We start from the raw sequence: 22,957 nt of genomic DNA, 5'->3' as shown, positions 1-22,957 counted from the left end.
CAGGGGGTGGGTACTGTTGCCTTGTCAGCAGTGAATCAGCAATGGGTTGGCTCACCGACAGCAACCCTGGACTGGACGTATGCGCCCGTGTGGTTTGAACTCAACGGGGAACCCGCATACAAGGGACCACGCCATGGGCAGTATTCACCCCAACGCCAATGACCCGGAGCCTATCCTGGGCATCGTGCGCGCCAGGCGCCTGGTGCAGGCAATGACCGCGCAACCGCTGACGGCGCGCCAGGTGCTGGTGTTCTACCTGCTGGCCCTGGGGCTGTATGCCTTGCCACTGATCCTCAACAACGTGTTGTTCATCGATGACAACCTGCGCGAGATGCAGGCTGCCACCTGGTGGCGAACCGAGGGGCGGGTGCTGGGTGACTACCTGTTCAACGCGGTCAGCTTCACGCCAGGCACCCCGGACTTCTTCCCTTTGTCGATGTTGCTGGCCATTGGCTGCATGGCCGTGGCGCTGACGCACCTGGCCCATCACTGGTTCAAGCGCCCGCTGTTCAGCCAATGCCTGATTCTGTTGCCGCTGTGGTACAACCCGTTTTTTCTGCAGGAACTGTCGTATCAGTATGAGTGCCTGACCCTGTCGCTGGGGGTGGCGCTGGTGATCCTGGCCATGAGCCTGGAGATGCGCCGGGCCTGGCTGCAGGTGCTGGCAAGGGCGGTGCTGCTGGCGGCGGCGCTGAGCCTCGACCAATTGCCGTTGAATGTCTACGTGGGGCTGGTGTGCGTCGATGTGCTGCGCCAAGGCACTGTCGCGCCGACCTGGCGCGGGCTGTTGAAGGTCCCTTCGAACGCCCTGGCCACGCTGCTGCTGGGCGGGATGCTGTACTACCTGAGCGCCTACCAGTTGCTGACCGATGACCGTGGTGGTGTGATCCTGCCGAACCTGGGTCAGTGGCAAGCGCGTATCGCCCTGCTGGCGGCGCATGTCGGTCTGTTCATCACCCCGGCCAACGGGCTGATCTTCGCCGGTTTGGCGGGGTGTGCGCTGGCCGGGTGGTTGGTCACGGTGCGCGTTGCCCTGCGCTCGCCTGTCGGTGCCGGGCTGAAGGTCGGCTACCTGTGCCTGACGTGTGCGGCGACCGCGGGCGTGGTCCTGGCCGTGGGGGGCTTGCTGCTGTTTCTATTCGACATGGCCGCCAATGCGGAGGCTCGCGTCCTGGTGGGCGTGGCGCCCCTGCTGGTGGCGCTGTTGCTGCTGGCCCACCGCTTCATCCAGGCGCTGCGCCCTGGCTGGACCCTGCTCCTGGTACTGCCACTGGCGACCTTCCTGTCCTTCGCCTACGTGTACGGGCAGTACATGCGCCAGAAGAACGAGCTGGAGTTGTTCGTGCGCACCCTGGTGGTGGCCGACCTCTTCAATCACGAGGCGCTGGCCAGTGCCAAAGGCATCTACGTGATGGAAGACAGCAACAACGACATCAACAACGTCTTCGCCCGGCTCTGCGTGCAGCGCATGCTGCCAGCGCTGCGCTATATTGCCGTCAACGACTACCAGTTTCTGCCCGAGCAGCTGACCAAGTGGGGCGTTGCCAACATGGCCGGCGATGCCCCCGCACAGGTGCCGGAGCTGGGCGAACCGCTGGTGAAGCGGCCGTTTTACGCCATTTACCGCGCGGGGGAGTATGGCTACATCCGTTTTGCCGCGCGCCAACTCGGTCCGCCATGCCCTTCGTTGCGCTAGCGCCGCGCTGTTGCCGGGGCAACAGTCATCCAGCAAAAGCGCGGGGGCGAACAGTCGACGGTTGTCCGTGTTTTTTCCTAAGCTTATGAATATAAACCTGTTTCATGTTTGGCACGGTTGCTGCTCGGGCATTTGCACCTTCTGCCAGAGAGTAAATCGACATGAGCCAGACCCCTGTGAAATTCGCCTACTGGGTACCCAATGTCAGTGGCGGCCTGGTGGTCAGCAAGATCCAGCAGCGCACCAGCTGGGACATCGACTACAACCGCAAGCTGGCGCAACTGGCCGAGGCGGCGGGTTTTGAATACGGCCTGACGCAGATTCGCTTCACCGCCGGCTACGGTGCCGATAACCAGCACGAGTCGGTAGCGTTCAGCCATGCGCTGCTTGCTGCCACGAACACGCTGAAAATCATCGCCGCCATCCTGCCAGGTCCCTGGCAGCCAGCGTTGGCCGCCAAGCAGTTGGCGACCATCGACCAACTGACGGGTGGGCGCATCGCCGTGAACATCGTCAGCGGCTGGTTCAGGGGTGAGTTCACTTCCATCGGTGAACACTGGCTGGAGCACGACGAGCGCTACCGGCGCTCCGAGGAGTTCATCACCGCGCTGAAGGGTATCTGGACCCAGGACAACTTCACCTACCGCGGTGACTTCTACCGTTTCAGCGACTACACCCTGCGGCCCAAGCCGCTGCAGCAACCGCACCCGGAGGTTTTCCAGGGTGGCAGCTCGCGGGCTGCCCGGGACATGGCCGCGCGGGTATCTGACTGGTACTTCACCAATGGCAACACGGTGGAAGGCATCAAGGCCCAGGTCGATGATATCCGCGCCAAGGCGGCCGCCAACGGCCATTCGGTGAAGGTCGGGGTCAATGCCTTCGTGATCGCCCGCGAAACCGAGGCCGAGGCACGTGCGGTGCTGGCCGAGATCATCGACAAGGCCGACTTCGACGCCGTCAGCGCCTTCGGTGCGGCGGCGAAACAGGCGGGTAGCGCGTCGCCGGAAGGTGAGGGCAACTGGGCCAAGTCCACCTTTGAAGACCTGGTGCAGTACAACGACGGCTTCAAGACCAACCTCATTGGCACCCCCCGGCAGATCGCCGAGCGCATCGTTGCCCTCAAGGCCGTGGGCGTGGACCTGGTGCTGACCGGCTTCCTGCATTTCCAGGAGGAAGTGGAGTACTTCGGCAAGCATGTCCTGCCGTTGGTACGCGAACTGGAAGCCGCTCGCGTGCCCACGGTTGAACCGGCCATCTGACCCACCTCGGCGGTATTCTTCCCCCCAGATGCGCCCCGTCCCACCGGATGGGGTGCGCAGGCCAGGTTTCCCCTCGCAAGCGGATGAAGCCCGGGAAAAAGCCGCCGTCGATGCTCCCCCGGCTATTTCCCGATAGCGTTCGCCCCCGGTTTTTGTCAACAATAGCGCCCTGCAAAAAACGCCTGCCCGTCCGGGGCCGTGCTGCTTTCATTTCTACCGGGAATACCATGCCGCTGATTCACCCTCGAACCTGCCATCGCCCCGCTGCCTGCGAGGCGCGGCCATGACCGACCTGACCATTGAACTGCTGCCCACCGAGCTCGACCAGGCACCGCTGATCCGCAACCTGTACCAGTTCTACGCCTATGAGTCGTCCGACTGGGAACAGGAAGACGTCGACCTGGACGGCCGCTACTACATCCACGACGAGCACCTGTTGCGCTACTGGCACGACCAGGACTGGAGCGCCAACCTGCTGCTGGTCAACGGCTATGTCGCTGGTTTCCTGCTGGTGGAGCGCAGCGAACTGCCAGGCATCGATGCGCTGGAACTGGCTGACCTGTTCATTCTCAAGAAGTACCGCCGCAAGGGCATCGGCAAGGCCCTGGTGACCCAGGTACTCACCGGCGGCCACGAGAACTGGCTGGTACGCTACTACCGCCAGGACGACGCCGCCGAGGCGTTCTGGGGCGCGGTGCTCAGCGACTTGCCACGCCCGGCCCGGGCCATCGAGCTGGACGATGAGCCGGAGTTGAGCAATTTCCTGGTGACCCGCGTCACCCACTGACACGCTACCCCGGCGCGGCCAGGCTCACACCTCCTGGCGCGTCGGCCGGAACAGAATCTCGTTGATGTCCATGTCGTCCGGTTGGCCAATGGCGAATGCCACCGTGCGGGCGAACGCGTCCGCGGGCAGGGCGATCTCGTACATCTTGCGCACGGCCTCGGCAATGTCCGGTTCGGTGATGCTATCGGGCAGTTCGGTGGCCACCGCGCCGGGGGAGATGATGGTGGTGCGGATGTTCCAGGCCTTCACCTCCTGGCGCAAGCCTTCGGACAGCGCGCGCACGGCGTGCTTGGTGGCCGCGTACACGGCGCTGCCGGGGCGCACCTTGTGACCGGCCACCGACGACACATTGATGATCTGCCCGCTCTTTTGCTGCTGCATGTGCGGCAGGGCGGCGGCGATGCCGTAGAGCACACCCTTGATATTGACGTCGATCATGCGGTCCCAATCCTCGACTTTCAGCCGCTCCAGCGGCGAGTGAGGCATGAGGCCTGCGTTGTTGAGCATCACGTCGACGCGGCCATGCGCCTGCACCGCGCTGTCGACCAGGTGCTTGACCTGGGCGCTGTCGGTGACGTCGGTCTGCACGGCCAGGGCCTTGGCACCGCTGGCGGTCAGCTCGTCGGCCAGGGCCTGGATGCGTTCCAGGCGGCGCGCACCCAGCACCACATGGGCGCCCTGACTGGCCAGCAGGCGCGCGGTGGCCTCACCCAGGCCGCTGCTGGCACCGGTGATGACGATGACTTTACCTTGTATGTGCTCACTCATGGCGAGAGGACTCCTGAACGGGGTGGTGCGGGGCGATGGCCGCCCGGCGAGGAAATAGGCCAGCACGGGTTGGCCTCCTGACCTGTGACCAGTGGCGCCCATGATAGGTGCCCTGGCACCCGGTGATTAGCCCGCCGAACGAGTTTGGCCTTGTGAATGGCGTTCATGAATCTGTTCGACGGGTGGTGGCTGACCGTGAGGCCACACAGGCGGTCAGCGGCGGTTGATGCCGCGCAGGGTCATCGGTGCGATGCGCCGGTGAAAGGGCGCCACGGGGAGCATGTACAGTGTGCCCAGCAGGTTATGGGTGCGCACCACGGTGGACAGCACTACGGTACGCGTCCCATCCGCAGCCAGGGGCAGGCGGGTGAGGGCCAGGAACACATCCAGGTGCTTGTCCTGATCGGCCACCAATACTTCATCGTCACTGCTGGCCAGCAAGGTGAAAATGCCCACGCGCTCACCCGGCGAATAATCGCTGTCAGGGCGCGTCAGGTCGATGCGGCTCAGGGCTCCCAGGTCCTTGAGGCCCACGGCCTGAACCAGGCGGTTGCGCAGTTTCATCAGGTTGTCGAGCCAGGCTGGGGTGGCGGCCAGCATGCCCAGCAGGTGGCGCAGGGCCGTGCGGTCAGGGGCCTTGACCTGAACGTCATGGCAATCGATGAAGTCGGCGCCCGGCACGTACTGACTGATGGCAGAGGCTGGCGGTGGGGGGCAGCGGTGGACGGTGCTGGGCATGGGCCTTCCTGTCGAGGGGCACGGTGGCGTCAGTGGCCGTTGATGACCTTGGCGTACTGGCGGGCGAACAGGGTTTGGGACACGCCCAGCACGATATCGATCTGGCGCGACCCGGTGGTTTCCACTCTTACCTTGCCACAGTGGTTGTCATGGTCGGTCTGGTGGGTAACCACCGACAGAAACTGGCGGTCGACCTTGTTCGCCACCAGGCCGCCGGCCATCAGCATCGTGGCCAAGGGGTCGAAGATCGGCACCGGCAGGTTGCCTTCGGCATTATCGCCGGTCTTTTTCTTGAACACATTGCGCACCAGGTTCGCCACGGGATCGGTAGCGGTGATGGTGTCGATGTAGCTTGGGTCGAGGATCACCTGGTTGCAGGCATCCAGGGGCACCAGGGTCAGGGGCAGCTCAGACTTGAAGAGGATGTCCGCCGCCTCGGGGTCGACGAATACGTTCCACTCGGCGTGGTAGTTGCTGCTGTAGCGGCTACCCTGGTCCCATTCCTTCATGGCGCCGTTGAGGGCGGCGACGTTGCCGTCCACGTACACCGCGCCAGCCATGGCGACGATGCGCTCGACCTTCGCCAGGTCGCTGGCCGCAGGCTTCAGGGCCAGCAGCTTGGCCAGGTTGGTGAAGCCGCCCAGCGACAGGATGGTCACGGGCTCCGGGGTGGCCTTGAGGGTATCGTGCAGGAACTCCCACGCCGGTTTCGCCGACAGCGGCGGCAAAGCCTTGGGGTTGAGCGTGCCGATCAGGCCCATGATGTCGTTCATGTCGTTCTTGAACAGCTGGGGAAACACGTTGTGCAGCTTCAGCGGTACGTCGGTGCCTCGCGCCACCGGGACAGTGGTGTGCTGGCCGATGCCCAGCAGGTGCTGGGCAATGATCACCCCCCAGCCCAGGTCCGTTTCACCGCAGCCGGTGACGGTCAAGCCGATGATCTCGATGCCCGGGTCTTTCATCAGGTAGGCGATGGACAGTACGTCGTCCCAGCCCATGTCCGAATCGATGATGACTTTCTTCTTGATGCTCATGGCGTTTCACCGTAGGGGTCTGAAAGGGTCAGGGTGCCGTCGTGGTAGAGGACCTCGCGGCCCAGCCAGGCGCTGTCGACCTGGGGCAGCACCGCCGACGGTTTGCGCAATTCACGCAGCAGCGTGGCGCCGTGGGACAAACGCCCGCCCATGCACGCGATCACCGCGCGGGCCTGGCGGTAGTGGTCATGGCGGCCGGGGTCCAGGGCCTGCTCCAGCAGAATGTCCTGGCCCAGCACGCCTCGTACCTGGCCGGGGTAGATCATGAAAGCGTTGGCCAGTTCGGTGCCGGCGTCGCCGTCTTGCCAGAAGCTTCCCTGGCGCCCGCGCACGGCGGGGTGGGGGGCGAACCAGTAGGCGGCGTCGGCGGCGGGCATGGTGTGATGCAGGGCGAAGAACACCCGCATGAGGTTGTCGCGGTACCACTCGCGCACCTGCAGGTAGTAGCCGCGCATACCTGGCAGGCCCAGGCGGTGGGCCAGGCGCACGGGGGCGGGCCAGCTCGGGAAGGCCTGCAGCGGCAAGGCCACCGGGGCCGCGCGCGGCGTGGCCGGGTCGGTCTCCCAGGGCAGGCGGTGCGGGCTGTGGTCCAGCTCGCGGTAGGCCGTGGCCGGGCGGCCCAGGGCGGCGCCGCCACTGCTGGCCAGGGCAGTGCCGATGCACAGGTTGCCTTGCACCACGAACACATAGAAGCGGGTGAACCAGTCCGCCAGTGCCTGGCCGTCGGCACCTCGCAGGGTGTGCAATTCGTCGGCGAAACGGCGCAGGCCGTGCTCCAGGCTGTTCAAGTGCCGACGTGCCTGGCGCTGCATGCGCAGGAACACCGGCAGGCTGCGCAGCAAACGCATGGGCCGCAGCGGCAGGTGCGGCGTGGCGCCACCGACTTCATCGGCGTAACGCCTGGCCGGTATGCCCCAGTCCGCCAGTCGGGCCAGGAACACATCATTGTTGATGTAGGAGGCGTCGCCAAACAGGGCGGTAAAGGGCTCGTTGTCCTCCAGCACGCGGGCATCCCAGCGCGCCATCACCGCCGGGATGCTGCCGGCCGCGCGGCGCTGGGCGTACTCCACCAGGCGGCTGGGCTGAGGGGGCAGAATCTCGGCGATGTTGGCGGCAGTGATGTGGCGCCGCCAGGGGTAGTCGGTGATGGGGCGGTATTGCAGCAACCACAACTGGCTGCCGTCCCAGGCCCATTCAATATCGCCGGGCACATAGTGGAACACCCGCAGGGTTTCCTGCAAAAAGGCCCACAGCGCGTCGGCTGTCAGCCCGTCGGTAGTGGGGAAGTGCCCGCGTGCCCAGCCGGCGCCCAGGCGCGACAACGTTGCCCGCTGTGGATCACAGCGGCCATCGGCCAGGCCCTCCAGATGGCCCTGCACCCATTCCACCTCCACGGCCAGGTGGCGGGCGAACGCAATGCCCGAGAGCGTGGGTTGAATGAAACGTTGCACCACCACTTCTTCCACGCCTTCGCCCAGTAACCGGGCGATGCGCACGGGCACCTCGGCGGCCGTTTCACGCAGGTAAGTGGTGCTGAGCCCGGCATTGGCCGCATCTGCCTGGTCTTCGTCATGGCTGGAGGAGCGCACGGCCCACGATGCCTCGGGGGCAGCCGCCAGCCAGGGGGCCAGGCGTGGATCATCGGTGCGCTCGATGCTCAGGGCCGCGGGCACCGGCAAGCCGGCCATGGCCGCCAGGCGCAGGCGGCCACCCTTGGTGTGGGCGACGAAGCCGTCGGTTGGCGCCTCAAGGTACTGGCAGAAGGCGGCCGGGTTGTCGATCCAGGGGTAATGCCCCCAGCCCGGCACCAGGCTGACCCGCAGGTCGGCACGGGCGAGGATAGCGGCCCAGGCCGCGGCCTGCTCGACGTTCAGGACGTTGTCCTGGTCGCCCCAGACCAGCTCCACGGGGTCAGTCACCCATTCCAGCAAAGGCAGGGCGGTGTCGGCGCGCACCATGTCCCAGTACGGCACGAAGGCGCGGCAGCGTCGGTAGCCTTCGCCCATGCGCTGGTATTGCGCGGCCGTCCATGGCTGGCTGGAAAATTTGTGCGCGAACCAGGCCGGGCGGTTGGCCAGTGCCCAGTGAATGGTCTTGCGTATTGGCAAGGGCGACATCAGCGCGGGCAGGCGCCGCCGCCACAGGTAGGCGCCCACGGGAGCCAGCAGTACGGTGCGGCTGAAATGCCCGGGCTTGCGTTGCAGGGCGTGCAGCACGATCAGTGCATTGACGCCCACGGCGAAAATGGCGCTGCCGGCCTGGGTCATGTTCAACAAGGCGTCGGCGTAGGCGGCCAGGTCTTCACAGGGCGGCTGCGGGTTGTCGCCGAAGCCCGGCAGCTCCACAGGCTCGGCCCGATACCGGCTGAACCGCTCCCGTACATCATCCCACCAGGCTGCGGCGCTGCCATTGCCGCCCAACAGGTACAGTGTTTGCGCGCTCATGCCTTCACCACTTGGCGGTCATGGCTGATCAGCCACAGCAGCGGGGGGACCAGGGCACACAGCGCCAGCAGGTCGGCCATTACATTGATCCATACCCCGGCACTGGCCGACAGCCAGATATCCTGAGGCGCCCACACGCCGATACCGAGCAATAGCCAGCCCCAGGCCGCGGCACTGCGCTGTCGTTGGCCGATGTGGACGAGGGCGAACATGGCGATGCCGTAGCTTTGCAGCGTGGCGCCGAACAGGGCGAACCACCAGCGTTGCTGGGCTGCGGCTGGCGCCGGGGCAGGGGTGGTCCAGAAGGCGTTGTCCACCCAGTGCAGGTAGGCGTCCAGGTGGCCGGCGGGGCTGGCCCAGGTCAGCAGCAGGCCGCCGAACACATGGCCCAGTACAACCAGGTAAAGCCAGGCGACGAATGTACGGCGGGTACGGGTGGGGGTAGCGAACAGCGAGCGAACCATTCCATGTCCTGGGTGAAACCGTGAGAGCGGCGAGCATGCAGGGGTTGTCGATGGGTGTCAATTTGGCTGGGTACACAGCAGGGCGCTGCAGCAGTCAGAGGACGACGCGCCTGTGTGGTCGGTTTGCTAAGGTGCCGCCAGCGCCCGCAGATAATCGGGGCTGTCCGATACCGTGTTGTGCCCCGTGCCGGGGATCAGCGTCAGGGTCGCCACGGCTGCGGCAAAGTGCGCGTAGAGCCGCTCCGTGCTCGCCCTTGGCACCACCTCGTCATCGCCCGCGGCGATGATCCGCGTTGGCGCCCGCACCCGCGGTGCGTACCGCCAGGACTCATATCGGTCTTGCAGCAACCAGTCCACCGGGAACAGGGCAAAGCGCTGGCGTGCCAGTTCGGCGAGGCTGTTGAACGGGGTGACCAGGATCAGCCGTGTGATCGGCCGCTGGCTGGCCAGGCGCACCGCGATGCCGCTGCCCAGGCTGCGGCCCAAGACAGTGACGTGAGGGTGGTGGCTGGCGACCTGGTCGAACAGGGCCAGGGCATCGGCTTGCAAGGCCTCTTCGCTGGGCGACCCTTCGCTGCCGCCAAACCCGCGGTAGTGCAGCAGGTACAGGGCATGCCCCGGGAAAGCCAGCGACAGGTCGGGCAGGCTCTGTGAAACGTCTTCGGCGTTACCGCCAAAATAGACCAGGGCGTCGGGCCCGTCCCGCGGGCGTACGCTGAGTTGCAGCCTGACGCCATCCACCAGCAGAGACTGACGCGAATCGGCCGTGTCGCCTTCGCTGGGCTGGGGGTGGTAGATCAGCTGCCGTTGAAACGCGAACAACAGGACGCAGAGGATGGCGTACAACACGGCCAGCCCGATGATCAGCCCCATGATACCGCGCCACCTGCGCCTGAAAAGGTTCGCACCCATGCTGACCTCTGCCTGCAAGCCCTCAAGTGTAGCGGCGCAGGCGCAAGGGCAGGGCAAATCGGCCTTTTCCCGGTCGCCATTGGTCTGGCGGCTGCTTTCACCTCAGGTTTGCCATTGCCGCGCCGATGCCCTGAATGCCAGGCCCGGTTTGCCAAGGGGCCATGCCTATGACAACAGCAATGCATGGAGTAGCGGTGATGAATATGCGCAACCTTTCCATCAGCCGGCGGTTGTGGCTGATCCTGATCGTCGCGGCGTTGATGCTGTGCGCGATGGCAGCGGCACTGGTCAAGCAGATCCACGATGACCTGTATGACGCCAAGGCGCAGAAGACCATGCACGTGGTGCAGACCGCCAGTGGCCTGCTGGCCTATTACCTCGGCCTGGAAACAGCGGGTACCCTGACCCGCGAGCAGGCTCAGGCCCAGGCCATGACGGCCGTTGGCGGGCTGCGCTACAACCAGACCGACTACTTCTGGATAAACGACTTGCGGCCCGTGATGATCATGCACCCCGCCAACCCCAAGCTGGTGGGCCAGGACCTGTCCGCGGTGAAAGACCCGGACGGCGTGGAGGTGTTCAACGCCATGATCAAGGTCGCCAAGGCCCGGGGCGCCGGCGTGGTCAATTACCGCTGGCCCAAGCCAGGCGCCAGTGAACCGGTGGCCAAGACTTCCTATATCAGCCTGTTCGAACCCTGGGGCTGGATCATCGGTTCCGGCGTGTACGTGGACGACGTCGAAGCTGAATTTCACCAGCAGGTGTGGAAGGCAGCGGTCATTACCCTCGGCATCATTCTGATCATGGCCGTGTTGCTCATTCTGATCGCCCGCAGCATCGTGCGGCCCCTCAACGCTGCGGTACAGGCCATGGCCGACATCGCCAGCGGCGACAGTGACCTCACGCGTCGCCTGGATGCCCATGGCCAGGATGAAGTCACCCAACTGGCCCTGCACTTCAACGCCTTCGTCGCCACGTTGCGCCAGGTAGTCGGCGACCTGCAGCAGTCGGCCACCCGCCTGGGCCAGGCCTCGGGCGAGCTGGGCCAGGATGCCGACCAGGCGCAGGTGCGCAGCCAGCAGCAGTCGCAGCAGATGGAGCTGGTGGCCACGGCGGTCAACCAGGTGACTTACGGCGTGCAGGACGTGGCGAAAAACGCCGAGCATGCCGCCAGTGAAATGCGTGATGCCGAATCCGAAGCCCAGCGCGGCCAGGCCAATATCGACAGCAGCCTGCGGCAGATCGACCAACTGTCGGCCACCATTGCTCAGGCGGTGGAGGTGATCCGTACCCTGGCGGCGGAAAGCACGCAGATCGGTGGCGTGCTGGAGGTGATCAGCGCCATTGCCGAACAGACCAACCTGCTCGCCCTCAACGCCGCCATCGAGGCCGCGCGGGCCGGCGAGCAGGGCCGTGGTTTCGCCGTGGTGGCCGATGAGGTGAGGCTGCTGGCCCAGCGCACGCAGAAGTCGACCGCGGAAATCCAGGCCATGATCGAGCGTCTGCAGCGCCATTCCGACGCGGCGGTGAAAGTCATCGGCGACAGCAGCCGCGCCTCCCAGCTGACCACCGAGCAGGCCCACCTGGCCGGCCAGAGCCTGGCCTCCATCAGCCAGGCGCTGGGCAAGCTCAACGGCCTCAACACCTCGATCGCCAGTGCTACGCTGCAGCAGTCCCATGTGGTGGAGGACATCAACCAGAACGTCACCCAGGCGGCCGAACTGTCCCGCCATGCCGCGCTAGCGGCCGAGCAATCCAACGCCGCGAGCGTACAGCTCAAGGCGCTGAGCCAGCAGTTGGACGGGGTGTTGCGGCAGTTTCGGGTGTGAAGCCTCTCAGGCATAGGGGCGATTGGCTGCACTGAAGCCAGAAAAACCAAGCCATGCCCTTGGCGGCTTTGATACGGTTCCAAACCGAAAAAACAAGGCGGCCCAGGCAATGGCACAGACATAACTGGCCCGAAACAGATGTGGGACCGGGCGAAGCTCGCGAAGCGCCGCGCGGGCGGCGCACGGTCTCAAGGGCGCTGGAAAAACCCAAGCCATGCACCTAGAGGCCCTGATGCGGTCTCAAGCCGGAAAAACAAGGCGGACAAGGCAATCCCACAGACATAACTGGCCCGAAACAGATGTAGGAGCAGAGCTTGCTCGCGAAGCGCCGCGCGGGCGGCGCGCGGTCTCAAGGGCGCTGGAAAAACCAAGGCATGCACCTGGCGGCCCTGACCCAATCTCCAGGGGGACAATCAAGGCGGTCCCGGCAATGGCACAGACATAACTGGCCCGAAACAGATGTAGGAGCAGAGCTTGCTCGCGAAGCGCCGCGCGGGCGGCGCACGGTCTCAAGGGCGCTGGAGAAACCAAGGCATGCACATGGAGGCCCTGACCCAATCTCCAGGCGGACAATCAAGGCGGCCCAGGCAATGGCACAGGCATAACTGGCCCGAAACAACCGTAGGAGCAGAGCTTGCTCGCGAAGCGCCGCGCGGGCGGCGCTCGATCTCAAGGGCGCTGGAGAAACCAAGGCATGCGCCTGGCGGCCCTCACCCAATCCTAAGGCGGACAATCAAGGCGAACCAGGCAATCTCCCAGACATAACTGGCCCGAAACAGATGTAGGAGCGGGCTTGCTCGCGAAGCGCCGCGCGGGCGGCGCACGGTCTCAAGGGCGCTGGAGAAACCCAAGCCATGCACCTAGAGGCCATGATGCGGTTTCATGACTGGCTTTTAGGGCCCCGCTGGAGATCTCATCATGGCCACCAAGCGCTAGTCGATGGTGTTGTAGCGCCCTTGAGATCGTGCGCCGCCCGCGCGGCGCTTCGCGAGCAAGCTCTGCTCCTACATCTGTTTCGGGCCAGTTATGCCTGTGAGATTGCCTTGTCCGCCTTGTTTTTCCGGCTTGAGACCGCATCATGGCCTCTGGGTGCATGGCTTGGGTTTTTCCAGCGCCCTTGAGACCGCGCGCCGCCCGCGCGGCGCTTCGCGAGCAAGCTCTGCTCCTACATCTGTTTCGGGCCAGTTATGTCTGGGAGATTGCCTGGACCGCCTTGGTTGTTCGCCTTGGGATCGGGTTAGGGCCGCCAGGTGCATGGCTTGGGTTTCTCCGGCGCCCTTGAGACCGCGCGCCGCCCGCGCGGCGCTTCGCGAGCAAGCCCGCTCCTACATCTGTTTCGGGCCAGTTATGCCTGTGAGATTGCCTTGTCCGCCTTGTTTTTCCGGCTTGAGACCGCATCATGGCCTCTGGGTGCATGGCTTGGGTTTCTCCGGCGCCCTTGAGACCGCGCGCCGCCCGCGCGGCGCTTCGCGAGCAAGCTCTGCTCCTACATCTGTTTCGGGCCAGTTATGCCTGTGAGATTGCCTTGTCCGCCTTGTTTTTCCGGCTTGAGACCGCATCATGGCCTCTGGGTGCATGGCTTGGGTTTCTCCGGCGCCCTTGAGACCGAGCGCCGCCCGCGCGGCGCTTCCCGGGCAAGCCCGGTCCCACATCTGTTTCGGGCCAGTCATGTCTGTGAGATCACCTGGTCCGGCTGAAGTCGCGTAATCACTGTCAGCGACTCACCGGTCTATATTCAATACCACCTCCACCGCATCCGGCCGCCAGTATTCCTGGTCGAATTCAACCGTGAGCCCCTCAGCATCGAAACACGACCGCTGCAAGTACAACCCGCTGGACCCGCTGGCTATTTCCAGCAACGCGCTTTGCCCTTCGTCGAGCAGGCAGGGTTTGAGGTTGATCTGGCTGCGGGCCTGCTGCCGTCCATATTGCTCGCGCAGCAGGTGGGTCAACGAGCCATCCAGGCGGTGCTCCAGCAAGCCAGGGCACCAGGCCTCCGCCAAGGCGTTGGTCTCCAGCAGCACCGCGCGGCCGTCTACCCAGCGTCGACGTTCCAGGTAGAACACCCAGTCGCTCGGCGCCAGGTTCATCCGCTGGGCCAGCCACTCGCCAGCTGGACGGCGCTCGGCCAGCAGGCATTCGGTGCGGGGCTCGCGGCCCTGGGCGCTGACGTATTCCATGAAGCCGCTGACCCGCGTGGGGTCGTAGCGGATCGGCGCAGGCGACACGAACCAGCCGCGGCGGTGCCCGCGGTACAGCACACCCTGGGCCTCCAGGCGCTGCAACGCCTGGCGCAGGGTCACGCGGGTGCAGCCAAACTGCTCGGCCAGTTCGCGCTCGGTGGGTAAGCGGGCGCCGTCGAGCAGCTGGCCGCGGGCGACTTCGCCCGCCAGTTGCTCGCTGATCCGCAGGTACTGGGACTGCGCGGGTTTGATGCTCATGTCAGCGGGCCGGCTCGAGGGCGCCGCCGGCCGGCTGCTGCGCCAGGTCACGCTGCCAGGCGCGCAAACCATAGATCGCCAGCACGATGAAACCGGCGTACAGCACGGCCGTGAGGGTCAGGTCCTTGTAGTAGTACAAGCCCGTGTACACCGCGTCGAGCACGATCCACAGCCACCAGTTGGCGATGAATTTGCGCGCCGACCAGTAGCTGGCCACCAGGCTGTAGCCGGTCAGAGTGGCGTCCAGCCACGGCGCGGCGGCGTCGGTGAAGTGCGCCATGGCGGCGCCCAGCAGCAGTGACAACACGGCGCCAGCCAGCAGGCTGATGACGGCCACGTTCAACGGCAGTGCCTCGACTCGGACCTTGCCCTGGGCCATGCGCCCGGTGCGCCAGCGCCACCAGCCGTAGCCTTGCAGGAAGACGAACAGCACTTGCAGGAGCATGTCCGAATACAGCTTCACGTCATAGAAGATCCACACGTACAACAGCACTGCCACCACGCTGACCGGCCAGCACCAAGGGGTACGCCGCGCCGTGAGCCAAACGCCCAGCACATTGACCAGCACCGCGAGTATTTCCAGGTTCGACATGATGAGTTTCCTTAGAAGTTGACCGTGGCCGACAGCCGCGCGGTGCGCGGTGCGCCGAGGAACAGGTAGTCGTCGCCGGCGTATTCGCCCACGTCGCGCCAATAGCGCTTGTCGAACAGGTTGTCGACGCTCAGGCGAAACACGGTTTCATAGCCTTCGATACGCGTGGTGTAGCGGCTGCCGGCGTTGAACACCGCGTAGTCGCCCACCTGCACAGTACCTTCGCGGTTGGCGTACTTCTTGCCGCTGTACTGCACGCCCCCCAGCAGGGCCAGGCCGTCGATGCCAGGCACGCTGTAGTCGCCATAGAAACTGGCGCGCAGGGCCGGCACGTTGATGGCCTGATGGCCCTCGTAACTGTCGGTCCCACTGCCTTCCACCCGGGCGCGGGTGGCGGCGACGCTGGCGTTCAGTTGCAAGCGGTCGGTGGCGCGCCCGCTGGCGGTCAGTTCCAGGCCGATGTTCTTCTGCTTGCCCTGCTGTACGTAGGTGAAGGTGCCGTCGTCGTCAGGTCGTGAATACTGGTACCCCTGGGTGATCTGGAACAGCGCCGCGCCCAGGCTCAGGCGCTGCCAGTCCTGCTTGATGCCCACTTCCAGTTGCCGCGAGATCGTCGGCGGCAGGGTTTCACCGGCGTTGCTGGCGAACCACGACGCCTCGCTGCCCAGGGACAGGCCCTTGCTGTAGCGGGCGTACAGCGACAGGTCATCGGTGGGCTTGTAGATCACCGCCAGGTTGGGCAGCAATTCCCACATCCGGGTGTGGCGGGTGGTGTCGCCGTCCGCATCGAAGGCCTTTTCGTCCAGGCGCACTTCGCGGCCGCCCAGCACCAGTTGCCAGTGCTCGTCGAGGTGCAGGCGGTCGTTGATGAACAGCCCGTACTGGCGGCTGTCCAGGTGCCGGTAGGTGTGGCCTGCGTCCCCAGGGTAAGGGTCCCAGGCCTGGGGGGTGGCGTCGATGTTGCCGCTGCCCACGTATTCGTTGACGGCATCGCGCTGGTCCACCGTGCGGCGGAAGGCGCTGAGGCCCACATCCAGCTCGTTGCGCAGGCCAAAGGCGGTGAACTCGCCGCTCAGCGAAGCCTGGGCCTCGTCGTTGCGGCGGGTGTCGTCGGGGCTGCGGAAATCATAGATATCGTAGTCGCCGGTGCTGCTGAACTGGCTGGTGGTCGCGGTGCAGCCGGCGCCGTAATAGCAACCATACGGGAAGGCGCTGTTGTCGTCGATGATCACCCGGCTGCGGGACAGGCTCAGTTGCGTGCTCCAGTCATCGGTGAGGCGGTATTGGTAACGGCCTTCCATGTTCAGCGAGGTGATGCCCACCGGGTCCGACCAGCTCTGGTAGCCCAGCAGGTCGTGGGGGTCGGCGTGATGCGGGACTTGCGTGCCGCCGAGCAACTGGTAGCCGGGCACCGAGCGTTGTTCGCGGTGCTGGTATTCCACGTCGAGTTGCAGGCTGGAGCGCGGGTCGATGTTCCAGTCGAAGGCCACCGAGGCGAAGTCGCGCTGGCCGTCGGCGTGGTCGACGTAGGAACGAATGTCTTCGTGGGCCAGGTTGGTACGGATGCCGAACTGCTGCTCGCTGCCGAACCAGGTGCCCAGGTCAGTGGCCAGGTAGCGGCCGCCCTGTTCGTCGGTGGACACGGTGACCGAGCGCACGTTGGCAGGGCGCTTGGTTTCATAGTTGATCACGCCACCCGGTTCGCTGACACCGCTCTGCAGGCCCGCCAGGCCCTTGAGCACTTCCACCTGTTCCTTGTTTTCCAGGGCCACGTTCTGCTCGCCGGTGATGGTGCGGCCGTTGATCTTGTAGCTGCTGGCGGCATTCAGCGAGAAGCCGCGAACCACGAAGTTTTCGTAGTAGCCGATGGGTGCGTAGCTGTCGCCCACCGCGGCGTCGTTGCGCAGCACTTCGCTGAGCAGCCGTACCTGCTGGTCTTGCAGCAATTGGGTGTTGAACACCGACACCGCCGCCGGGGTATCGAGCAAGGGGGCGTCGTCGACGCCGGTGACCGAAGCGTGGGTAGCCCGGTAACTATCGGGACTGTCACCAACGACGGTGACGGCGCCCAGGGTCACGGGCTCTTCCGCGACCGCCCACGGGGAGGCGAGCGCAATGCTCGACACCAGCAGGCGCGCCGGGAAGGGAAGGGGGCGAAACATGGGGCAGCTCCTTGCAAACACAATGATTTTTCTTCTGGTGCAGGCGACCGGGCGCGGACCGCAGGGGGCCGCGCCAGGGTCAGCGCCTGTTCCGCGAAGGGTCAGGCCGGAGCTGCTCCGGTGGTCATTGGCAAAGCGGGGGCGGCGCTCCATTGCTGCAGCGAGCCATCGTACAGGGTCACGTCGTGACGGCCCAGCAGTGTCAGGGCAAAGGCGCTGGCGGCGGCGGAAATTCCACCGCCGCAATAGAGCAGGATGGGCTGTGGCAGCTGCGCCACGCCCAGACGTTCGGCCAGCACCTGGGGCGGGTGGTAGCGGCCTTGGTCATCGAACAGTTGCCGGGCCGGGCGGTTGAGGCTGTTGGGGATATGCCCGCGGCGGCTGTAACGGGTGATGGCACTGCCATCGAACACGGCTGGCGACAGTGCACAGATGAGGTGGCCCGGGGCGCGTCCTTCGCTCACGGCGCGCACGTGTTCCAGGCTGGCCCAGTGCCCCGGTTGCACGCGCAGGGTCGGCGCGGTGGCGGCCTGGGTCGGGTTACCTGAGCCGTTGGCCGTCGGTTGCCCGGCACGTCGCCAGGCCTGCAGGCCGCCGTCGAGAATGGCCGCAGGCACGCCGACGCTGCGCAGCATCCACCACAGGCGGGCGGCCCAGAAGCCGTCGGCACGGTCGTAGATGACGATGTGGCTGTGGTCGTCGATACCCAGTGCCTGCAAGCCGACGGCCAGGTCGGCCGGGGCCGGCATGGCGAAACTGTAAGGTGCCGAGTGGTCGTGCAACCGTGCCAGCAGGTCGGCGTGGCGGGCACCGGGCAGGTGTTCGGTGCGCCAGCCGGGTTCACCGGAACAGGCCTGGTAGTCGCCATCGAATTGCGGCGCGCGCAGGTCGACGGTGGCGTCCAGCAGCACCAGGTGGGGCATGTGAAGGTTGGCCGCGAGCCAGGCGACGTCTACCAGCAGGTCGGTCATGACCCGTCTCGCTTGCGCGGGTGCAGGTGCTCGATCAGGCGCTGCCCTTCAGGGCCGACGAACCAGTCGGCATGCCGCAGCAGGTAGCCATCCCACGCGATGTCGGCACTTGCATGGTCATCCAGCACGCCGGCGAAATACTCGGTCTCGGAGATGGCGAAATCGGCATGCACCACCGGCAGCCAGGCCGCCAGTGCCTCGATATCAGCGGTGGCCAGCGGTTTGATGCTGGCGTAGCCGGCCAATAGTGCATCCACGGTACCCAGGTCTGCCGCGGCCTGGCCGCCGCTGTCCAGCTCCAGCCAGGGGATAGCGTTGCGTTCCAGGGCGGTCGCCAGGTCGAACAAGGCGAAGGTGCGATCGCACAGGCCAAAGTCCAGCACGCTGCTGACCTGGTCATTGGCCCACAGCAGGTTGGAAGCGTGCCAGTCGTTATGCGTCCACAACGGCGTTTGCCGCGCCAGGTGGGGCAGCAACGCCTGGTGCGCGGGCAACAGGGCACGACGCAGTTCGCCGGGCCAGTCACGGTCGGCCAGGTAGCGGCTCAAGGCAGGGCTGTGCCGTACCTGCTGGGTCAGGGTAGCCAACGGCTGAGGCTGGGCGAACGCATGGCAGCGGCTGCTCAGCACCGTGGCGTGGCGTGCCGGCGCGTGGTAGCCCTCGGCGGCCTGATGCAGTTCAGCCAGGGCACGGCCGGCCGCGTGGGCATGGGCGTGGCTGTGAAACGGTGACCAGGACTGGGCGTCGCGATACAGGTCGGCGCCAGGGGAACGGGCGTGGACTTCATAGGTCCAGGCGCCGACGGCAATGGCGCTGCGGCCTTCGCGGTCGAGCTGGACCTTGGGCGCCGGTACGCCGTTGGCGCGCAGGTGGCGGATGAAGCCGTGTTCTTCTTCCAGCCAGGCGGCGCTGCGCACGGCCTGGGCATGGCGTTTGACGAACCATTGGCCGGTCTCGGTGCTCACCAGCGCCGCAGCGGAAAACGGCCGTGGGCTATGCCAGTCGATGCTGTGCAGGGCACCCAACTGCGGGTAGCGTGCCAGCAACGGGCGCAGTTCCGTTTCGGCCAGCGGCGCCCACACGGGCGCGACATCCTCGCCGGCCAGGCCGTGGCTGTGCAACGCGTGGGTCATGACGCCTCTCCGGGCAAATACTGGTTGGTGGTCGCTGCGCGCCAGGCATCCGCAGAGCGCAGGATACCGTGGGCGTGCAGCCAATGGGCATAGGGTTCCAGCAAGGCCTGGCGCTGCTGGCCGAACCGGCCCTGGTGCAGCCAGGTCGGGGCGATGTGCTGCAGTGATCGCTCGATCAGTGCGCCGGGGAAATAGGGAATGACGCGCTCGTAGGCGGCGCGGGCCTGCTGCGGGTGTGCGGCGACGCTTTCAAAACCGCGCACCGTGGCGGCGAGAAAGGCGCGCAAGGTATCGGTGTGGGTGGCTATCCAGTCTTCCCGCGCGCCGAGCAAATAGCTGTGGTACGCCGGCGCGCCCCACTGGCTGACGCGGTGTACCACACGCCGGGCCGTGTCCACGGGGCTGTCCATCAGCGCTTCCCAAGCCCAGTAACCGCCAAAGCTGGCGTCGGCATGACCCGCTTCCAGCTCTTCGGGGCGCAATTCGCGGGCACCGGCGTCGACGATGACCACGGCGTCCGGGTCGCCGCCGTCCTGGCGCACCAGGTCGCGGACCATGGCCAGGCCGCGTGGGGTAGGGTTCATCGCCAGGCGTTTGCCCATCAGGTCGCGGGGGCGCTGGATATTGAATTCGCGCAGGGTCTGGAAGGCTTCCAGGCCGTCATGGTTGATCGCAGCCACACCCTTGAGAGGCTGGCCCAGGTCACGGCGCACCAGCAGGCGGTTGCTGGGGAAAACCGCCAGGTCCACGGCGCCGGTGAGCAAATGCTCCAGGCTGTCCCCGCGCTCCGGGTCGGGCACGCACAACTCCACCTCCAGGCCTGCGTCGGCGTACCAGCCGCGCTCGCGGGCCAGGTAGAAACCCGCGGAGTTGGGCCAGGGGTGGAAGTATTCGAGCATGATGCGCAGTTGTTGCATGGGGCAGAGCCTTGTCCATGGGGAGGTGGCTCTTTATAGGGGATTGGTTTGGTATATACCAAATATTGTATGGGTCTATGCTTAGATTGGATTGGATCGGTGCAGCGAGGTGCCTGTCAGACAGGCACCTGGCTTCCGCGGCCTTGATAGCCCTGCGAGCCTTTCACCTCAGACCGGATCAGGTATCACCGCCCCCCCACCCTGACCCTGGCTGATCAACATCATGCTCTGCGGCGCCGACAACGCCACGCCCATCTCCCGCAGCCGTCCCAGGATGGTGAACAACAGATCACTGCGCGCCCCAGACACCGATCGCGGGCTGTTGACGTAGCCGCTGGCACTGATGATCAGCCCGTTGGCGGTCAGATCCTTGAACGACACCGAAGGCGCCGGGGCGTCGAGGATTGACTCGTGTTCGGTGAAGGCGGTGATCAACAGCTCGCGGATCTTCAGCACGTCGGTGTCCAGCGGCAAGGTCAGGCTGATGCCCACCACGCCCAGGGCATTGCCCATGGTCACGTTGCGCACGTTCTGGGTGATGAACTGCGAGTTCGGCACGATCACCGTGGAGCGGTCGGACATCTGGATCTCGGTGGCGCGCACGTTGATGCGGCGGATGTCGCCTTCCACGCCGGCCAGGCTCACCCAGTCACCCACCTTCACCGGGCGCTCGGTGAGCAGGATCAGACCGGAGATGAAATTCTGCACGATGGCTTGCAGGCCGAAACCGATACCCACCGACAGGGCGCTGACCACCCAGGTGAGGTTGGTGAGGCTGATGCTCAGGGTGGACATCACCACGATCGCCAGCAGCACGTAACCCAGGTAACCGACCAGGGTCACCAAGGACGCGCGCATGCCGGCGTCCATGTTGGTTTCCGGCAGCAGGCGCTCGCTCAGCCAGCCCTTGAGCACGCGGATGCCGAACAGGCCACCGACCAGGAAGGCGATGGCCAGCAGGATATCGCCAGGCACGACCTTGAGTCCGCCCAGGGGCTTGTTGCCCAGGTCCAGCAGGGTCAGGCCCTGGAGAATTTCACTGGGGCTGGAGCCCGAGGGCATGAAGGCGATCAGCAGCCCCGTGAACAGCAACAGGGTACGCCCCACACCGGCCAGCAGGGTGGCGGCCTGGGCCTGGTGGCGGGGCGACAGGCTCAGGGCCGAGGCCAGGGCACGGCCACCGGGCTCCTTGGGCGACAGCAGGGTTTCGCAGAGGTCGCCGAAACAGGCGGTGAGCAGGTAGGCGGTGGTGGCCACCACGCTCATCCACAGCAGTTTTACCGTGAGGAAGTAGGCCAGGGTCAAGTAGCCGCTGATCAGTGCCAGCAGAATGACCACGATCCACATGCCCAGCACGAAGGGGACCAGCGCGGCAAACCCGGTCAGGCGCTCCAGTTCGAATTGATGGCGGGTGCGGTGGTAGCGCACCAGCGCCCACAGCGAGATCACCGACACCGCCAGGGCGGTCAGGCCGTTGACGGCGACGGTCAGCGCCAGGCTGCTGGCGATGACGCTGTTGATGCGCTCCTGGGTGCCGATGAGCATCAGCGCCAGGGCCAGCATCTTGGGAAACGGGCCCAGGGCCGTGGCGATTTCGTCGGGTATCTCGGCCAGGCGCCAGGAGGGACGGCGCAGCATCAGCAGGGCACGGCCCAGGCCGAGGATGAAGGCACAGAAGATCACCAGGGTGGTCAACTGGTCGATCAGGTTGAGGACGTTGGCGCTCAGGTCGGCGCTGTAGGTCACGCCCCAGCGCAGCACTGTGGTGGCGCCGCTGATGGTCAGCAAGGTCGCCAGCCCCACGGCCAGGGCCAGGGCACTGCGGCGCAGGCGGCCTTCGGGCAGCCAGCGAATCATCGACCAGGCCAGCAGGCGTTCCAGCGCACGGCGCCCACCCACCCAGATCAGCACCGCCAGCAGCAGCGAGGCGATGAAGTAGCCCCGCGCACCCGGTGCAAGAATGGCTTCACTGGCGCTTTCCACATCCTGGCCAAGGCTATTGAGCCGGCGCAGGTCGTCGTCGGTCGGGCGGATCAGGCTGGACCAGAAGCTGGGGCTCAGGGGGCTGGCCGAACGGGCACTGATCTGCGAGTTGAACAGGCCGCGTCGCAGGTTGACGATCTGGGTGGCCAGGTCGCGGGCCGACTGGCTGAGTGCCGTGAGCTGGCGCTCGTCCGCGGCCAGGGCGTTGCTCTGGCTGGTCAAGGTCTGGCGCTGGGTGCTCAGGCTGGCGGCCTCGTCCGGCTGTGCCGGGCCGATGACCTTCAGTTGATCGTTCAGGTGCTCGATGCTCACGCCACGCGCGGTCGCGAGGTCATCGGCTTGCTTCTGTACCTGCTGCGCGGCCTGACGCAGGCTGGCCAGCACATCGTCGTTGGCGTTGCCGGTGACGCGCTGGCGGATCAGGTCGAGCTGGTCGTTCAGCTCGTCCAGGCTGGCGCTGTCGGCGAGCACCGGCAGGCTGCCGGACGTGGTTGCCTGTGGTGCGGTGGGCTGTGCGAAGGCTGGCACGGTGAAACACAGCAGTAGCAGGGTCAAAAGCCCTGAATACCAGCGGTTGCGCATGGCGAGCTGCATGCGGGGTCCTCATTTTGCGGTAATCGAAGGGGGGGTATTATGCCCTGTGGACGGGGGGTGGGGGTGAAGAAGGGCTGGACGGGAGCGTTTTCGACGAATTGCACCTGCCGGCCTGCATTTCACAATCAACACCTATCCCTCAGGATAATTGCCACCCACCCCCCCGCTCTCTACCCTTCTCTCCCCCCCCTCTCCAGGGCAACCCCCCGCATCCACGGCTCTCCGCCACCCCC

General features: G+C 65.7%; 17 protein-coding genes. 4 read left to right on the top strand and 13 right to left on the bottom strand.

The features are described from left to right. Positions 1-133 precede the first annotated feature (133 nt). From QBK88_RS28530 to QBK88_RS28520, 3 genes are all read left to right on the top strand, one after another. Entirely contained in the window at positions 134-1,696 is a 1,563-nt protein-coding gene (locus QBK88_RS28530) for a glucosyltransferase domain-containing protein (RefSeq protein WP_277964699.1), read from the top strand. A gap of 161 nt (positions 1,697-1,857) precedes the next feature. After that, on the top strand, positions 1,858-2,955 hold the full coding sequence (gene sfnG, locus QBK88_RS28525) for a dimethylsulfone monooxygenase SfnG (RefSeq protein ID WP_277964698.1): 1,098 nt from the start codon (positions 1,858-1,860) through the stop codon (positions 2,953-2,955). Between the two features lie 283 nt (positions 2,956-3,238). Further along, a complete protein-coding gene (locus tag QBK88_RS28520; protein ID WP_268141425.1) occupies positions 3,239-3,742 on the top strand; it encodes a GNAT family N-acetyltransferase in 504 nt (167 codons plus the stop codon). Positions 3,743-3,766: 24 nt separating this feature from the next. Here the strand turns inward: QBK88_RS28520 and QBK88_RS28515 are convergent, their stop codons facing one another. From QBK88_RS28515 to QBK88_RS28490, 6 genes are all read right to left on the bottom strand, one after another. Next, positions 3,767-4,510 (bottom strand): SDR family oxidoreductase, encoded by a 744-nt coding sequence (locus QBK88_RS28515; RefSeq protein ID WP_277964697.1) that lies wholly within the window; start codon positions 4,508-4,510, stop codon positions 3,767-3,769. 213 nt (positions 4,511-4,723) lie between these two features. After that, a complete protein-coding gene (locus tag QBK88_RS28510) occupies positions 4,724-5,248 on the bottom strand; it encodes a DUF2867 domain-containing protein (RefSeq protein WP_277964696.1) in 525 nt (174 codons plus the stop codon). A 29-nt stretch (positions 5,249-5,277) separates the two neighbouring features. Next, positions 5,278-6,276: a nucleoside hydrolase gene (locus tag QBK88_RS28505; protein WP_277964705.1), complete on the bottom strand. Its 999-nt coding sequence runs from the start codon at positions 6,274-6,276 to the stop codon at positions 5,278-5,280. Between the two features lie 2 nt (positions 6,277-6,278). Then, the gene (locus QBK88_RS28500) at positions 6,279-8,726 is read right to left on the bottom strand and encodes a PEP-utilizing enzyme (protein WP_277964695.1); all 2,448 of its coding nucleotides are present in this window, start codon (positions 8,724-8,726) and stop codon (positions 6,279-6,281) included. Next, positions 8,723-9,190: a cell division protein gene (locus tag QBK88_RS28495; RefSeq protein ID WP_277964694.1), complete on the bottom strand. Its 468-nt coding sequence runs from the start codon at positions 9,188-9,190 to the stop codon at positions 8,723-8,725. The genes QBK88_RS28500 and QBK88_RS28495 overlap by 4 nt, the downstream gene beginning before the upstream one ends. A 126-nt stretch (positions 9,191-9,316) precedes the next feature. Then, a complete protein-coding gene (locus tag QBK88_RS28490; protein ID WP_277964693.1) occupies positions 9,317-10,063 on the bottom strand; it encodes an alpha/beta fold hydrolase in 747 nt (248 codons plus the stop codon). A 236-nt stretch (positions 10,064-10,299) separates the two neighbouring features. Here QBK88_RS28490 and QBK88_RS28485 point away from each other — a divergent pair, with 236 nt between their 5' ends. After that, entirely contained in the window at positions 10,300-11,931 is a 1,632-nt protein-coding gene (locus tag QBK88_RS28485) for a methyl-accepting chemotaxis protein (protein ID WP_277964692.1), read from the top strand. Between the two features lie 1,721 nt (positions 11,932-13,652). On the opposite strand, the gene QBK88_RS28480 is transcribed toward QBK88_RS28485, so the two are convergent. The 7 genes from QBK88_RS28480 to QBK88_RS28450 form a co-directional block, all read right to left on the bottom strand. Next, the gene (locus QBK88_RS28480) at positions 13,653-14,372 is read right to left on the bottom strand and encodes a UTRA domain-containing protein (protein ID WP_277964691.1); all 720 of its coding nucleotides are present in this window, start codon (positions 14,370-14,372) and stop codon (positions 13,653-13,655) included. Position 14,373: 1 nt separating this feature from the next. After that, on the bottom strand, positions 14,374-14,964 hold the full coding sequence (gene pnuC / locus QBK88_RS28475; protein ID WP_277964690.1) for a nicotinamide riboside transporter PnuC: 591 nt from the start codon (positions 14,962-14,964) through the stop codon (positions 14,374-14,376). A gap of 11 nt (positions 14,965-14,975) precedes the next feature. Next, the gene (locus tag QBK88_RS28470) at positions 14,976-17,126 is read right to left on the bottom strand and encodes a TonB-dependent siderophore receptor (RefSeq protein WP_277964689.1); all 2,151 of its coding nucleotides are present in this window, start codon (positions 17,124-17,126) and stop codon (positions 14,976-14,978) included. A 101-nt stretch (positions 17,127-17,227) separates the two neighbouring features. Next, a complete protein-coding gene (locus QBK88_RS28465; RefSeq protein WP_277964688.1) occupies positions 17,228-18,097 on the bottom strand; it encodes a rhodanese-like domain-containing protein in 870 nt (289 codons plus the stop codon). Beyond that, entirely contained in the window at positions 18,094-19,230 is a 1,137-nt protein-coding gene (locus QBK88_RS28460) for a phosphotransferase (RefSeq protein ID WP_277964687.1), read from the bottom strand. Before QBK88_RS28460 ends, QBK88_RS28465 begins: the two co-directional genes overlap by 4 nt. Beyond that, positions 19,227-20,147, bottom strand: a complete 921-nt coding sequence (locus QBK88_RS28455) for an ABC transporter substrate-binding protein (protein WP_277964686.1) — start codon at positions 20,145-20,147, stop codon at positions 19,227-19,229. The genes QBK88_RS28460 and QBK88_RS28455 overlap by 4 nt, the downstream gene beginning before the upstream one ends. Positions 20,148-20,315: 168 nt before the next feature. Continuing rightward, positions 20,316-22,724, bottom strand: a complete 2,409-nt coding sequence (locus QBK88_RS28450; protein WP_277964685.1) for a DUF3772 domain-containing protein — start codon at positions 22,722-22,724, stop codon at positions 20,316-20,318. Positions 22,725-22,957 lie beyond the last annotated feature (233 nt).

This window comes from Pseudomonas sp. RIT-To-2, assembly GCF_029623465.1.
In the GTDB taxonomy this organism is placed as follows: Bacteria; Pseudomonadota; Gammaproteobacteria; order Pseudomonadales; family Pseudomonadaceae; genus Aquipseudomonas; species Aquipseudomonas silvicola.
This window is presented reverse-complemented; position numbering and strand designations above follow the sequence as displayed.